The organism is Pseudomonas sp. P129 (genome assembly GCF_020312195.1).
In the GTDB taxonomy this organism is placed as follows: Bacteria; Pseudomonadota; Gammaproteobacteria; order Pseudomonadales; family Pseudomonadaceae; genus Aquipseudomonas; species Aquipseudomonas fragariae.
This window is the reverse complement of the sequence record NZ_JAGPYS010000010.1, coordinates 165,756-180,966: the sequence shown is the minus strand read 5'-3', so window position 1 is coordinate 180,966 and position 15,211 is coordinate 165,756. Positions and strand designations below refer to the sequence as shown.

At 58.5% G+C, this 15,211-nt stretch carries 11 protein-coding genes; 2 read left to right on the top strand and 9 right to left on the bottom strand.

Annotated features, from left to right (window positions below):
- Nucleotides 1–581 precede the first annotated feature (581 nt).
- Both KBY02_RS20885 and htpG read right to left on the bottom strand, forming a co-directional pair.
- Nucleotides 582–1,310: a dienelactone hydrolase family protein gene (locus tag KBY02_RS20885; RefSeq protein WP_003406137.1), complete on the bottom strand. Its 729-nt coding sequence runs from the start codon at nucleotides 1,308–1,310 to the stop codon at nucleotides 582–584.
- A gap of 90 nt (nucleotides 1,311–1,400) precedes the next feature.
- Nucleotides 1,401–3,308: a molecular chaperone HtpG gene (htpG, locus tag KBY02_RS20880; protein WP_104683956.1), complete on the bottom strand. Its 1,908-nt coding sequence runs from the start codon at nucleotides 3,306–3,308 to the stop codon at nucleotides 1,401–1,403.
- A gap of 313 nt (nucleotides 3,309–3,621) precedes the next feature.
- On the opposite strand from htpG, the gene KBY02_RS20875 reads away from it, so the two are divergent.
- Complete coding sequence (locus KBY02_RS20875) at nucleotides 3,622–3,882, top strand: lipoprotein (RefSeq protein WP_002552985.1); 261 nt, start codon at nucleotides 3,622–3,624, stop codon at nucleotides 3,880–3,882.
- Between the two features lie 93 nt (nucleotides 3,883–3,975).
- Here KBY02_RS20875 and brnQ read toward each other — a convergent pair whose 3' ends face one another.
- The gene (brnQ, locus tag KBY02_RS20870) at nucleotides 3,976–5,289 is read right to left on the bottom strand and encodes a branched-chain amino acid transport system II carrier protein (protein ID WP_003406141.1); all 1,314 of its coding nucleotides are present in this window, start codon (nucleotides 5,287–5,289) and stop codon (nucleotides 3,976–3,978) included.
- A gap of 301 nt (nucleotides 5,290–5,590) precedes the next feature.
- On the opposite strand from brnQ, the gene KBY02_RS20865 reads away from it, so the two are divergent.
- Complete coding sequence (locus tag KBY02_RS20865) at nucleotides 5,591–6,166, top strand: GNAT family N-acetyltransferase (RefSeq protein ID WP_104683955.1); 576 nt, start codon at nucleotides 5,591–5,593, stop codon at nucleotides 6,164–6,166.
- Nucleotides 6,167–6,264: 98 nt separating this feature from the next.
- On the opposite strand, the gene sucD is transcribed toward KBY02_RS20865, so the two are convergent.
- The 6 genes from sucD to KBY02_RS20835 form a co-directional block, all read right to left on the bottom strand.
- Complete coding sequence (gene sucD, locus KBY02_RS20860) at nucleotides 6,265–7,146, bottom strand: succinate--CoA ligase subunit alpha (RefSeq protein ID WP_003316562.1); 882 nt, start codon at nucleotides 7,144–7,146, stop codon at nucleotides 6,265–6,267.
- The gene (gene sucC / locus KBY02_RS20855) at nucleotides 7,146–8,312 is read right to left on the bottom strand and encodes an ADP-forming succinate--CoA ligase subunit beta (RefSeq protein ID WP_003316561.1); all 1,167 of its coding nucleotides are present in this window, start codon (nucleotides 8,310–8,312) and stop codon (nucleotides 7,146–7,148) included. The genes sucD and sucC overlap by 1 nt, the downstream gene beginning before the upstream one ends.
- Before the next feature lie 208 nt (nucleotides 8,313–8,520).
- Nucleotides 8,521–9,957, bottom strand: a complete 1,437-nt coding sequence (lpdA, locus tag KBY02_RS20850; protein WP_011267378.1) for a dihydrolipoyl dehydrogenase — start codon at nucleotides 9,955–9,957, stop codon at nucleotides 8,521–8,523.
- Nucleotides 9,958–10,129: 172 nt separating this feature from the next.
- Entirely contained in the window at nucleotides 10,130–11,365 is a 1,236-nt protein-coding gene (odhB, locus tag KBY02_RS20845) for a 2-oxoglutarate dehydrogenase complex dihydrolipoyllysine-residue succinyltransferase (RefSeq protein ID WP_011267377.1), read from the bottom strand.
- A 41-nt stretch (nucleotides 11,366–11,406) separates the two neighbouring features.
- Nucleotides 11,407–14,238 (bottom strand): 2-oxoglutarate dehydrogenase E1 component, encoded by a 2,832-nt coding sequence (locus tag KBY02_RS20840; protein ID WP_003366703.1) that lies wholly within the window; start codon nucleotides 14,236–14,238, stop codon nucleotides 11,407–11,409.
- Between the two features lie 259 nt (nucleotides 14,239–14,497).
- Complete coding sequence (locus tag KBY02_RS20835) at nucleotides 14,498–15,202, bottom strand: succinate dehydrogenase iron-sulfur subunit (protein ID WP_003316554.1); 705 nt, start codon at nucleotides 15,200–15,202, stop codon at nucleotides 14,498–14,500.
- Between the last annotated feature and the right edge of the window lie 9 nt (nucleotides 15,203–15,211).

Sequence of the window (15,211 nt, the reverse complement as noted above, 5' to 3'; positions counted from 1 at the left end):
TGGATGTAGGCCATAACGAAAAATGCTCCGTACCTTTCGATACGGAGCATTTTCTTTGACCGCTGCAAAGATTGCTAGGTTTTCACACAGTCTGTTTCAAGGCGCCTTTTTTGTGAGTCGGGCAAAGTGGCTAGTGTTCTTCGGTATATCTACGGGGACAATGGATCTTCAGAACACCTCTCGCTGCTCATGCTCCAGCATGGGAATGCAGCAGAGGACGCAGAGCGTCCAGAACGGCATGCCCACGCGGAGCATGGGCACGATAGTGTTCTCCGGCGCGCCTGCGGGAAGATGGATCTTCAGAACACCTCTCGTTCCTCACGCTCCAGCGTGGGAATGCAGCAGAGGACGCAGAGCGTCCAGAACGGCATGCCCACGCGGAGCATGGGCACGATAGTGTTCTCCGGCGCGCCTGCGAGAGATGGATTTTCCGAACACCTCTCGTTCCTCACGCGCCAGCGTGGGAATGCAGTTCACGACGCTCTGCGTCGAAAGAGGACGCAGAGCGTCCAGAACGGCATGTCCACGCGGGGCATGGGCACGACAGTGTTCTCCAGCACGCCTGCGGGGACAGTGTTCCTTCAGCCGAACACTTCGTTCAGCAGGTCATGCATGGATTTGAACGCGCGACTCGACACTTTGGGATCGTACATCATCATCCCCGGCACGTTGGCGTGCGGATCGGTGAAGGAATGGAATGCGCCGCCGTAGCTGTATAGCTGCCAGTCCACGCCAGCGGCGTTCATTTCATCTTCGAAAGCCGGCAGTTGCTCTTTCGGCACCAACGGGTCAGAAGCACCGTGCAGGACCAGCACCGAGCCCTTGATGTTTTTGGCGTCAGCCGGATTGGGTGTGTCCAGCGTGCCGTGGAAGGAGATCGCGGCTTTCAGCTCGGCACCGGTACGCGCCAGCTCCAGCGAGCAGCAGCCGCCAAAGCAGAAGCCGAACGTTGCGATTCTGCTTACATCCAGCGAAACATCCGCCTGACTCAGCAACTGATCGAGACCTGCCTGCATGCGCTTGCGCAACAAACCACGGTCGTTCTTCAGCGGCGTCATGGCGGCGCCTGCTTCGTCATTGTTACTCGGGCGAATCTGCTGGCCATAAAGATCAGCCAGCAATACCACGTAGCCCTTCTCGGCCACGGCTTTGGCAATGTCTTCGGCACCCTGGCTGACACCCATCCAGTTGGGCGCCATCAACAGACCTGGCTGTGCAGCAGTCGCTTTTGTGTCGTATACCAGGCGGCTTTCATAAGATTGACCATCAATCTGATAGACCACAGAACGAATTTCGATAGTGCTGCTCATTACTGACTCCTGATCGTTGGAGAGATGAAAGACGTGTCGCGGGAACTGAAACAAAAAACCCGCCGAGGCGGGTTTCTTGTCAACCGGCTATCAAACCGACAGTTCTACCAGCAACTTGTTCAGACGACGCACGTAAGCGGCCGGATCCTTGAGGCTGTCACCAGCGGCCAGCGCAGCCTGATCGAACAGGATGTGCGACAGATCGCCGAAGCGGTCTTCGCTCTGTTCGGCATCGAGCTTGCCGATCAACGGGTGGGCAGGGTTGAATTCGAAGATAGGCTTGGAATCCGGCACTTTCTGCCCGCTGGCTTCCAGAATCTGACGCATCTGCAGCCCCATATCCTGCTCGCCAATGGCCAGAATTGCAGGCGAATCGGTCAGGCGATGGGAAACCCGCACTTCGCTCACCGAATCGCCCAGCGCGGTTTTCAGGCGCTCGATCAGGCCTTCCTTGTCCTTGGCGATCTCTTCCTGAGCCTTCTTGTCCTCTTCGGAGTCGAGATTGCCCAGGTCCAGGTCACCACGCGCCACATCCACAAAGCCCTTGCCATCGAAATCGCTCAGGTAGCTCATCAGCCACTCGTCGATACGATCGGTGAGCAACAGCACTTCAATGCCTTTCTTGCGGAAGACCTCAAGGTGCGGGCTGTTCTTGACCTGTGCGTAGGATTCGCCAGTGAGGTAGTAAATCTTGTCCTGACCTTCCTTGGCGCGCGCCAGGTACTCGGCCAGGGAAACGCTCTGTTCGCCGCTGTCGTCGGACGTCGACGCGAAACGCAGCAGACCGGCGATTTTTTCCTTGTTGGCGAAGTCTTCTGCCGGACCCTCCTTGAGGACCTGACCGAAGTTTTTCCAGAAGCCCTTGTACTTCTCGGGCTCGTTTTTCGCCAGCTTCTCCAGCATGTCCAGCACGCGCTTGGTCAGCGCCGACTTCATCGAGTCGATGATCGGGTCTTTCTGCAGGATTTCGCGGGAAACGTTCAGCGACAGGTCATTGGAGTCGACCACGCCCTTGACGAAGCGCATGTACAGCGGCAGGAACGACTCGGCCTGATCCATCACGAAAACGCGCTGCACGTAGAGCTTGAGACCACGCGGTGCTTCGCGCTGATACAGATCAAACGGCGCACGCGCAGGCACGTACAGCAGCGAGGTGTATTCCAGCTTGCCTTCGACCTTGTTATGGCTCCAGCTCAGCGGGTTCTCGTAGTCGTGCGCGACGTGCTTGTAGAACTCCTGGTACTCCTCGTCCTTCACCTCGGTGCGCGGACGGGTCCAGAGCGCGCTGGCGCGGTTGACGGTTTCCCATTCCAGCGCCGCAGGCTCCTCGCCTTCGGCTGCCGGAGCCTGCTCTTTGGGCAGCTCGATCGGCAAGGCGATATGGTCGGAGTATTTCTTGATGATGTTGCGCAGGCGGTAGCCGTCAGCGAATTCCTCTTCACCGTTTTTCAGGTGCAGAACAATACGGGTGCCACGATCAGCCTTGTCGACGGTGGCGACTTCGAACTCGCCTTCGCCCTTGGAAGACCAGTGCACACCTTCGCTCGCTGGCGTGCCGGCACGACGACTGAACACTTCGACCTGATCGGCAACGATGAACGCCGAGTAGAAGCCCACACCGAACTGACCGATCAGGTGCGAGTCCTTCTTCTGGTCGCCCGACAGGTTTTTCATGAAATCGGCGGTGCCGGACTTGGCGATCGTGCCCAGGTGGGTGATCACGTCTTCACGGCTCATACCGATGCCGTTGTCTTCAAGCGTAACGGTCTTCGCGTCCTTGTCGAAGCTCACACGAATTTTCAGCTCCGCGCCGCCTTCCAGCAACTCGGGCTTGGACAACGCTTCAAAACGCAATTTGTCGACCGCGTCAGACGCGTTCGAGATCAATTCGCGAAGGAAAATTTCCTTGTTGGAATACAGCGAATGGATCATGAGGTGCAGCAGTTGCTTTACCTCGGTCTGGAAGCCCAGGGTTTCCTTTTGAGTTTCCACACTCATAATCATCAAACTCCGATCTGGATGGTATAAGCCGTCACGGTCAGGCAGCAGCCTGTGTGACAGCGGGTAGTCATCAAGGTGGGGGCTGGGTCGGGGATTTCAAGAGCCAATGATGCCTGGAGCGTGTTTCGTGCATCGGGCACGAGGCACACCAGCCTGCTCGGAGCTTGCCGGAACGGCTCATGACCGGCGCGCTTTGATCAGCCTGTAACGACCGTGAAACAACGCCCTCCATTATTGTCGTCACCGGTGGAACTTAACCCTCAGGGGCAGGCTCTTAGGCTCGTGAATAATCAATAAGGAGAAACACCCCATGCGTAAATCTTTAGCCTATGCCTTGATGCTTTCTGCCACCCTGGGCCTTGCCGCCTGTGACAAAAAGTCCGAAAACACCCAGCAAGATGCCAACAAGGCAGCTCAGCAATCCCAGGAGTCGATGGAAAAGGCTCAGGAAAAAGTGAATGACGCGGCCAAGGAAAGCCAGGAAGCCGCTCAGAAGAACGCTGAAGCCGCTCAGCAGCGCACCAATGAAAACGCCAACAAGGCGCCAGAAGCAGCACCAGCCACCAAGTAAGGCTGAGACGCTCGCAGAACTAAAGAGGCCCGCTTATAGCGGGCCTCTTCATGCAACACGTTTTTTCCTGCGCAATCGTCTAAAGCACGGCCTTCAAGCCAGCGCCTCGCTGCGTTTGCCCATGACCCTGTCGACCACCACTGCAACTGCCAGCGTGACAACAGCAGGCACCAGCCACGCAAGCCCCTGATCACCCAGCGGCAGATGGCTCAGAACATCGGGCAGCGCGTCGCCGAAACCGGCGCCCTTCAGCGCATCGATCAGGCCGAACACCAGCGAAACCAGCATCACAGGCGCCACCACACGTCCCTGGCTCTGCCAGAGCTCCTTGCAGAAGCTCAGCGCGACCAGAACGATGCATGGCGGGTAAATCGCCGTGAGCACCGGAATCGAAAACTGGATCAGTTTGGTCAACCCGAGATTGGACACCAGCAACGAGAACACGGCGAGGATGATCACCAGCGTTCTGTAGGACAGCGGCAGCACCTTGGCAAAGTATTCGGCGCAGGCACAGGTCAGGCCTACCGCAGTGACCAGACACGCCAGGGAAATCAGCACGGCCAGGAATCCGCTGCCCAGCGAACCGAAGGTGTGCTGTACGTAGGCATGCAGAACCGCCGCTCCGTTGCTGGCACCTGCCGCCACGGCGTGGCTGCCGGAACCGAGGCGAAACAGGCTGACATACACCAGCGCCAGCCCGACTCCGGCAATCAGCCCGGCAATGATCGCGTAACGCGTGATCAGACGGGGCGATTCGACACCGCGAGAGCGGATCGCGTTGACGATGACGATACCGAAGACCAGCGCCCCCAGCGTATCCATGGTCAGGTAACCATTGATGAAGCCCTGGGAAAACGGTGCTACGGCGTACGCGGGCTCCGCCTCCCCTATTCCGCCTGCCGGCAAGGCGAATGCCGCGATGCCCAGCACTGCCAGCGCGATGATCTTGAGCGGCGCCAGAAAGCGTCCGACGGTATCGAGCAAGCGCCCCGGGTACAGCGAAACCCAGAACACCACCAGAAAATACACCAGACTGTAGAGGAACAATGCCATCGGGGTGTCGCCGGTCAGCGGCGCCAGACCGACTTCGAACGAGACCGTAGCGGTACGCGGAGTGGCGAACAAAGGGCCGACCGCCAGGTAGCAGACGGCAGCGAGCGCCCCGCCGGCGATCTTGCCAATCGGACTGCTCAGGGCATCCATCGCGCCCCCGACCCTGGCCAGAGCGATCACGGTAATGACCGGCAAGCCAACCGCGGTGACCAGAAAGCCCAGCGCCGCCATCCATACATGCGGCCCGGCCTGCAGACCCACTATGGGGGGAAAGATGATGTTGCCAGCCCCGACGAACAGGGCAAATGTCATAAAACCGAGTGCCAGGATGTCCTGGCCTTTCAACACTTTCATTACGAGGGACCACACGGAATCGAAATAAGGGATGGGACGTCACCCATGAATGGGGCAGACGCAGCCCGTCGGCGTAAGACGTGGCAGTACCTTGCGAAACGCCCCTCGTGAGGGCAACGCAAAAACGGCGGACAGGGTAGCCAACTTCGCTGGAAAATGCACTGTCTCAGGGCGAGCCACCCGACGACGCACCTTGAACTGGCAATTGCAAAAGCCGCTGTAAAACCAGAAATGCCTGACAGACCAGCCGTTTCCTAACGGATAGATTGGGCCTCCTCTCTATACCCGGCAGCTTATTTCCATGCCTGACATCACCCATCTGAGCGCGATACCCACACCGACCCTGTTCACGCCGCGCCTGGTCCTGCAGCCCTTGCAGCTTGACGACGCCGCAGCGATGCAAAGCCTGTTCAACCAGTGGGAAGTGGTGCGTTATCTGACTCACCACGTGCCCTGGCCTTATCCGGACGGAGAAGCGCTGCGTTATATCCGCGAGGACGCCTTGCCGGCCATGCAGAACGGTGAGGAATGGCACTGGTCGATTCGCCTTCGCGGCGAACAGGATCATCTGATCGGTGCCGCGTGCATGATGGATGAAGAGGACAACAATCGCGGGTTCTGGCTATCCCCACCTTATCAGGGGCTGGGCCTGATGTCGGAGGTCTGCGTGGCCATCGACCGTTTCTGGTTTGAAACCCTCAAACGCCCCGTGTTGCGCGTGGCCAAATCGGCCTTGAATGAAGCGTCGTGCCGCCTGTCGCGGCGCGAAGGCATGCGCCTGGTGGCGGTGCAGGAAGCGCAGTTTGTCTGCGGGGCCACACAGGAGCAGATATGGGAGTTGACCCGCCAGGAATGGCATATGAATAACAATCCATAGAAGGAAACAGGGCCAGAACGCCCCGCGGTCTTTTCACCCGCCCAAACAAAAGCCACCCGGAGGTGGCTTTTGTCGATTACCCGAAAAGCAAGCGAGGCTTACTTGGTCGGCCAACCGGTCAGCTCGGCCAGGGCCTTGCCGATGTCTGCCAGGGAGCGCACGGTTTTCACGCCAGCGTCCTGCAGTGCAGCGAATTTCTCGTCTGCAGTACCTTTACCACCCGAGATGATTGCACCGGCATGGCCCATGCGCTTGCCCGGAGGAGCAGTCACACCAGCGATGTAGGAAACAACCGGCTTGGTCACGTGTGCCTTGATGTAGGCAGCCGCTTCTTCTTCAGCCGAACCGCCGATCTCACCGATCATGACGATCGCTTCGGTCTTAGGATCTTCCTGGAACAGCTTCAGGATGTCGATGAAGTTCGAGCCAGGGATCGGGTCACCGCCGATACCAACACAGGTGGACTGACCGAAACCGGCGTCAGTGGTCTGCTTCACAGCTTCGTAAGTCAGGGTGCCGGAACGCGACACGATGCCGACCTTGCCTGGCAAGTGAATGTGACCTGGCATGATGCCGATCTTGCACTCGCCCGGAGTGATGACGCCTGGGCAGTTAGGACCGATCAGGACCACACCCAGCTCGTCGCACTTGACCTTGGCTTCCAGCATGTCGATGGTCGGGATGCCTTCGGTGATGCAAACGATCAGCTTGATGCCGCCGAACGCTGCTTCAAGGATGGAATCCTTGCAGAAAGGAGCCGGAACGTAGATCACGCTGGCGGTTGCGCCAGTGGTGTCTACTGCTTCTTTCACAGTGTTGAACACGGGCAGGTTCAGGTGCGTGGTGCCGCCCTTGCCTGGTGTCACGCCGCCCACCATCTTGGTGCCGTAGGCAATGGCTTGCTCGGAGTGGAAGGTACCTTGCGAACCAGTGAAACCCTGGCAGATAACCTTGGTGTCTTTATTGATCAGGACGCTCATTACTTGCCCTCCGCGGCTTTGACAACTTGTTGAGCAGCGTCGGTCAGGCTGGTAGCAGCGATGATGTTCAAACCGCTTTCTGCCAGTACTTTAGCGCCCAGCTCAGCGTTGTTGCCCTCAAGGCGCACAACAACCGGGATTTTAACGCCGACTTCTTTCACTGCACCGATGATGCCTTCGGCAATCATGTCGCAACGAACGATGCCGCCGAAGATGTTGACCAGTACTGCAGCGACGTTGGCGTCGGACAGGATGATCTTGAACGCTTCGGTAACGCGTTCCTTGGTGGCACCGCCGCCAACGTCAAGGAAGTTTGCAGGCTTGCCGCCATGCAGGTTGACGATGTCCATGGTACCCATGGCCAGGCCGGCACCGTTGACCATGCAGCCGATGTTGCCTTCCAGCGCAACGTAGTTCAGTTCGAACTTGGCTGCGTGAGCTTCGCGAGGATCGTCCTGCGAAGGATCGTGGAAGCCCTTCAGCTTTGGCTGACGGTACATGGCGTTGGCGTCGATGTTGATCTTGGCGTCCAGGCAGTGCAGATCGCCGTCAGCCTTGATCACCAGCGGGTTCACTTCCAGCAATGCCAGGTCATGGTCCTGGAACAGCTTGGCCAGACCGGTGAAGATCTTGGCGAACTGAGTGACCTGCTTGCCTTCCAGACCCAGCTGGAATGCCAGATCGCGACCCTGGAACGGCTGAGCGCCGACCAGTGGATCGATGGTGGCCTTGAGAATCTTTTCAGGAGTGTCGTGAGCGATCTTCTCGATGTCCACGCCACCTTCGGTGGAAGCCATGAACACGATACGACGGCTGGAACGATCGACCACAGCGCCCAGATACAGCTCTTTGGCGATGTCGGTGCAGGACTCGACCAGGATCTTGGTCACTGGCTGACCGTTGGCGTCAGTCTGGTAAGTCACCAGGCGCTTGCCCAACCACTGTTGAGCGAACGCTGCAGCGTCTTCCTTGCTGCGAACCAGCTTTACGCCGCCCGCTTTACCGCGACCACCTGCGTGAACCTGGGCTTTGACGACCCACTCGGTCCCGCCGATCTTGTCGCAGGCTTCTGCTGCTGCTTCCGGGGTGTCTACCGCGTAACCCTTGGATACTGGCAGGCCGTACTCAGCGAACAGCTGCTTACCCTGATACTCGTGAAGATTCATGCTTATTACCGTCTTCGTTTAGGTACTGCGCATTCGGTGCTGCACGTCAGCGTGCCGCACCACCTGTGACCGCTACTCCGGGTGGACTCCGCAAATGCCGTGGGACACTCATGAAGCCGCCTGAGAGGTCGAGTCCGGCGCAGATTCCGCGGTAAGCCCTGCTTGCAAGGCCAACGACGGGCACTGCGCCGTGGTTTCTCTTGTTGTCTTAGCGTTTCTTGCGATTCTGAATGTGGATGGCGCCGCCATTCACAGCCAGTGCAGCTTCATGCAATGCCTCGGACAGGGTCGGGTGCGAGAAGACCATCATGCCGATGTCCTCTGCACTGGTACCGAACTCCATCGCGATTGCGCCCTGCTGTACCAGTTCGGCAGCGCTCGGGCCAATCACGTGAACACCCAGAACACGGTCGGTCTTGGCGTCGGCAATGATCTTGACGAAACCGCCGGTGTCGTTGGCTGCCATGGCACGGCCACTGGCTGCGAACGGGAACGTACCGACATTGACTTCAACGCCTTCGGCCTTGAGGGTCTGTTCGGTCTTGCCTACCCAGGCGATTTCCGGGTGGGTGTAGATAACCGACGGGACCAGGTTGTAGTTCATCTGGGCCTTGTGGCCCTTGATGCGCTCGACAACCATGATGCCCTCTTCCGAGGCCTTGTGCGCCAGCATCAGACCGCGAACCACGTCACCGATGGCGTATACGCCCGGTACGCTGGTGGTGCAGTAGTCATCGACGTAGATGAAACCGCGCTCGTCCAGATCGACACCGCTGTCCGAAGCCAGCAGGTCAGTGGTAACCGGACGACGGCCCACGGCAACGATCAGACGATCGAAGGTGATCGACTGTTCGCCGGCAGCGTCGGTGTAGCTGACCACAACCTGTTCGCCTTCGACCTTGGAACCGGTCACGCGAGCGCCCAGCTTGATGTCCAGGCCCTGCTTGTTGAAGGTTTTCAGTGCTTCCTTGGAAACCGCTTCGTCGGCTGCCGGGATGAACTTGTCCAGCGCTTCCAGAACGGTGACCTGGGCACCCAGGCGAGCCCACACGGAACCCAGTTCCAGACCGATCACGCCAGCGCCGATGACGCCCAGACGCTGTGGAACCTGCTGGAATTCAAGAGCACCGGTCGAGTCGACGATGATTTTCTGATCAACCGGAGCGGGTGGAATGTCGATAGGACGCGAACCCGAAGCCAGGATCACATGGTCCGCTTCGATGATTTCGACAGTGCCGTCGGCAGCGGTCAGCTCGACTTTCTTGCCGGCCAGCAGTTTGCCGTGGCCCTGCAGCGTGGTCACGCCGTTGGCCTTGAACAGGCTGGCAACGCCGCCGGTCAGGCCTTTGACGATGGTCGACTTACGGCCGATCATCGCCGGAACGTCGATGCTCACGTCGGAGGTGGAGATGCCATGTACGCTGAAACCGTTCTTGGCTTCATAGAATTTCCAGGAGCTGTCGAGCAGTGCCTTGGAAGGAATGCAACCCACGTTCAGGCAGGTACCGCCGAGGGCCAGTTTGCCCTCTTTGTCCTGATACTTCTCGATGCAGGCAGTCTTGAGACCAAGTTGCGCAGCCTTGATGGCGGCAACATAACCGCCAGGGCCTGCGCCAATCACTACCACGTCGAATTTCTGGGACATAAAAAAGAATTCCTCTATAGCTGCGAGCTTTTAGCTGCAAGCTGCAAGTCAGTCCGCGTTTCATCGCGAGGCCGACTTGCGACCTATTGAATTAGGTGAAACACATCAGCCCCGACTGCTCGCCTTTCGCTTCTGACTTGAAGCTTGAGGCTTGCAGCTCGAGGCTACTCCATCAGATATCCAGCAGCAGACGAGCAGGATCTTCCAGCAGGTTCTTGATGGTCACGAGGAAGGTTACCGCTTCCTTGCCGTCGATCAAACGGTGATCGTAGGACAACGCCAGATACATCATCGGGCGAATCACAACCTGACCATTGACTGCCATCGGACGCTGCAGAATGTTGTGCATGCCCAGAATTGCAGCCTGTGGCGGGTTGACGATCGGCGTCGACATCATCGAACCGAAAGTACCACCATTGGTGATGGTGAACGTACCGCCGGTCATCTCGTCGATGGACAGTTTACCGTCACGGGCTTTCTTGCCGAAGGTGGCGATGCCGCCTTCGATTTCAGCCAGGCTCATGTGCTCTGCGTTACGCAGAACCGGTACGACCAGACCGCGATCGCTGGAAACCGCGACACCGACGTCGGCATAGCCGTGGTAAACGATATCGGAACCGTCGATCGACGCGTTGACGGCCGGGAAGCGTTTCAGCGCCTCGGTGGCAGCCTTGACGAAGAACGACATGAAGCCCAGGCGTACGCCGTTGTGCGACTTCTCGAACAGGTCCTTGTACTTGGAACGCAGTGCCATGACTTCGGTCATGTCGACTTCGTTGAACGTGGTCAGCATCGCCATGTTCGACTGGGCTTCGACCAGACGCTTGGCAACCGTTGCACGCACGCGGGTCATCGGTACACGCTTCTCGGTGCGATCGCCAGCGGCGACGACAGGAGCGGCGGCAGCAGCAGGCTTGGCAGCAGGCGCAGCGGCCGGAGCGGATTTCTTCGCTTCAACGGCAGCAACGATGTCTTCCTTGGTAATACGGCCGTCTTTACCGGTGCCCTTGACGCTGGCCAGGTTGATGCCGTTTTCTTCAGCCAGTTGACGCGCAGCAGGCGCAGCAATCGGGTCTTCTTCGCCAGCAGTTGCAGCCGGTGCAGCGGCGGGTGCCGAAGCAGGTGCCGCGGCAGGCGCAGCAGCAGGTGCCGGAGCAGCAGATGCTGTAGCACCGTCATTCAATGTCCCAAGCACTTCGTTGGACAGGACGATGGCACCCTCTTCCTTGGTGATCGTTCCCATCACGCCGTCAGCTTCGGCCAGCACTTCGAGGACAACCTTGTCAGTCTCGATATCGACCAGCATCTCGTCGCGCTTTACCGCATCGCCCTCTTTTTTGTACCACTTGGAAATGGTGCCGTCGGCAACGGATTCCGGGAAAGAGGGGGCTTTGATCTCGATAGCCATTATCTGTAATTCCTTAATTCGGTTTCTAATGCGCGAAGGCGTTAAACAGTGAAGGCATCTTGCAGCAGTTTTTCCTGCTGCTCGGCGTGCATCGAAGCGTAACCACACGCCGGAGCGGCAGAAGCATCACGACCGGCGTACTCGAGAACGAGTTCACGTTTGTGGTTGCCCATGCTGCGACGCAGGTGGTGTTGACTGCTGTACCAGGCACCCTGGTTCATCGGCTCTTCCTGACACCAGACCACATGCTGCAGGTTGGTGTAAGGCGCGATGGTTTCCATCAAATCATCTTCAGGGAACGGATACAGCTGCTCGAGGCGAACGATGGCGATGTCTTCACGCCCTTCGGCACGGCGTTTTTCCAGCAGGTCGTAGTAAACCTTGCCGCTGCACAGCACCAGACGCGTGACCTTGGCCGGATCGAGGGTGTCGATTTCCGGAATGACGGTCTGGAACGAGCCTTCGGCCAGATCTTCCAGGGTCGAAACAGCCAGCTTGTGACGCAGCAGCGACTTCGGTGTCAGCACGATCAGCGGCTTGCGCAGCGGACGGATGACCTGACGACGCAACAAGTGATAGATCTGCGCCGGAGTCGTCGGTACGCACACCTGAATGTTGTGCTCGGCGCACAATTGCAGGTAACGCTCCAGACGGGCCGACGAGTGCTCTGGCCCCTGCCCTTCATAGCCATGAGGCAACAGCATGGTCAGACCGCACAGACGGCCCCACTTGTGCTCGCCGCTGGTGATGAACTGGTCGACAACCACCTGGGCACCGTTGGCGAAGTCGCCGAACTGGGCTTCCCAGATAACCAGTGCATCAGGCTGGGTGGTCGAATAACCGTATTCGAATGCCAGTACGGCCTCTTCCGAAAGGAACGAGTCGTACAGGTCGAAACGTGGCTGACCGGAGTACAGATTCTGCAGCGGGATATAGGTCCCGGCGTCTTTCTGGTTGTGCAGCACGGCGTGACGGTGCGAGAACGTACCACGACCGATGTCCTGGCCGGTCATGCGGATCGGGTGACCTTCGAAGGCCAGTGTGGCGTACGCCATGGTTTCGGCGTAGCCCCAGTTGATCGGCAAGCCACCGGCCTGCATCTTCTGGCGGTCTTCGTAGATTTTCTGAACCTGACGCTGCACGACGAAGCCTTCCGGCAGCTCCATGAGCTTGGCGGACAGTTCCTGCAGGGTCTTGAGATCGAAGCGGGTGTCGTGACGCGCAGTCCAGGCATGGCCCAGGTATGGACGCCAGTCGACGAACAATTCCTTGTTCGGCTCCTTGACCAGGCTTTTCACCACGTGCAGACCGTTGTCCAGCGCGCTGCGGTAGTCGTCGACCTTGGCCTGAACGCGGGCATCGTCAAGAACGCCGGTCTTGATCAGATGCTCGGCATACAACTCGCGCGTGGTGCGCTGCTTGGTGATCTGCTGGTACATCAGAGGCTGGGTACCGCTCGGCTCGTCAGCTTCGTTGTGACCACGGCGACGGTAGCAGACCAGATCGATCACGATGTCGCGCTTGAACTGCATGCGGTAATCGATGGCCAGCTGGGTCACGAACATCACGGCTTCCGGATCATCCCCATTCACGTGGAGGATCGGCGCCTGGATCATCTTGGCAACGTCGGTGGCGTACTCGGTGGAACGCGAGTCCAGCGGGTTGCTGATGGTGAAGCCCACCTGGTTGTTGATGACGATGTGGATCGTGCCGCCCGTCTTGAAGCCGCGAGTCTGCGACATCTGGAAGGTTTCCATGACCACGCCCTGGCCGGCAAAGGCCGCGTCGCCGTGGAGGGAAATCGGCAGAACCTTGTCACCGTTCGGATCGTTGCGACGATCCTGACGTGCACGCACCGACCCTTCGACCACCGGAGACACGATCTCCAGGTGAGACGGGTTGAAGGCCATGGCGAGGTGAACCTCACCGCCTGCGGTCATGACGTTGGAAGAGAAGCCCTGGTGGTATTTGACGTCACCGGAACCCAGCTCCACTTTCTTCTTGCCTTCGAACTCGTCGAACAGGTCGCGAGGATTCTTGCCGAAGGTGTTCACCAGTACGTTGAGGCGGCCACGGTGGGCCATGCCGATCACGACTTCCTTGGTGCCATAGGACCCGGAACGCTGAATCAGCTCGTCGAGCATCGGAATCAGGCTTTCGCCGCCTTCCAGACCGAAACGCTTGGTGCCCGGGTATTTGGTGCCCAGGTATTTTTCGAGGCCTTCGGCTGCGGTAACACGCTCGAGCAGGTGGCTCTGAATGTCAGCCGAGAACACCGGACGGCCACGAACACTCTCGAGACGCTGCATGAACCAGTTGCGCTGCTCGGAATCCACGATGTGAGTGAACTCGGAGCCAATGGTGCGACAATATGTCTGCTGCAACGCTTCATGAATTTCGCGTAGGCTCGCTTCCTCTTTGCCGATGAACAGGTCGCCGGCACGGAAGGTCGTATCAAGATCGGCATTGGTCAAGCCGTAATGATTGATCGACAGATCCGCAGGCGCAGGGCGCTGCCACAGGCCCAGCGGATCGAGTTGGGCAGCCTGGTGGCCACGCATCCGATATGCCTGGATCAGTCGCAGCACTTCAACCTGCTTCTTCTCGTGTTCGCTGCTCACACTGCCGGCGGATACCGGTTGAGCGCGGCGCTGGTTTTTGGCCAGCAACACGAAATGATCGCGAATGGTCGAGTGCGATACATCAGTGGCAGAGCTGCCATCAGCTGGCAACTTCTGAAAGTAGGTGCGCCATTCTTCTGGCACAGCGTTAGGGTCGTGCAGGTAAAGCTCATAGAGCTCTTCCACATAGGCAGCGTTACCACCGGATAGGTGGGCACTGTTCCACATGCGCTGCATCACGCTTTCTTGCATGCTTGGTCACCCTCGGTAAGGGGACACCACCGGCGAAGACACCAGAGCAATCCTGAAATAGTCGTGTGCAGCGACTGTATCAAGTCACCAGGGATCACGCAGATAGTCCGGGTACCAGCCCGGATGCCCCTGCTGGTCTCATTTCTTCAAAATAAGAGCCGCAGCTTTGCGAGCTACTGCTCAGGTTAAAACTACGGCGCCGGTTGAAGCCTGCGCCGTAGCCACTTCGGTGTAACGGTGTAACAGATAAAGCAATGAATCAGACGCCGTTCTGCAACAACATGTTGCGCACGTGACCGATAGCCTTGGTTGGGTTAAGGCCCTTCGGACAGACGTTGACGCAGTTCATAATGCCGCGGCAGCGGAATACGCTGAACGGATCATCAAGCGAAGCCAGACGCTCACTGGTGCGAGTATCACGGCTGTCAGCCAGGAAACGGTAGGCTTGCAGCAGTGCAGCAGGACCCAGGAACTTGTCGGGGTTCCACCAGAAGGACGGGCAGGAAGTCGAGCAGCAAGCGCACAGGATGCACTCGTACAGACCATCGAGCTTTTCGCGCTCTTCCGGCGTTTGCAGACGTTCGATGGCCGGAGCCGGCGTGTCGTTCTGCAGGAACGGCTTCACCTTCTCGTACTGCTTGTAGAAGATGCTCATATCGACGACCAGGTCACGGATAACCGGCAAACCCGGCAGCGGACGTACGATCAGCTTGTTCTTGGCAACGACAGCCGACAGCGGCGTGATGCAGGCCAGGCCGTTCTTGCCGTTGATGTTCATGCCGTCGGAACCGCACACGCCTTCACGGCACGAGCGACGGTACGAAAAGCCTTCATCCTGCTCTTTGACCAGGGCCAGCACGTCCAGCACCATCAGGTCCTTGCCACCGGTATCGACCTGAAACTCCTGCATGAATGGTGCAGCGTCCTGATCAGGGTTGTAACGATAAACACTGACTTGCAACATATCGGTCAC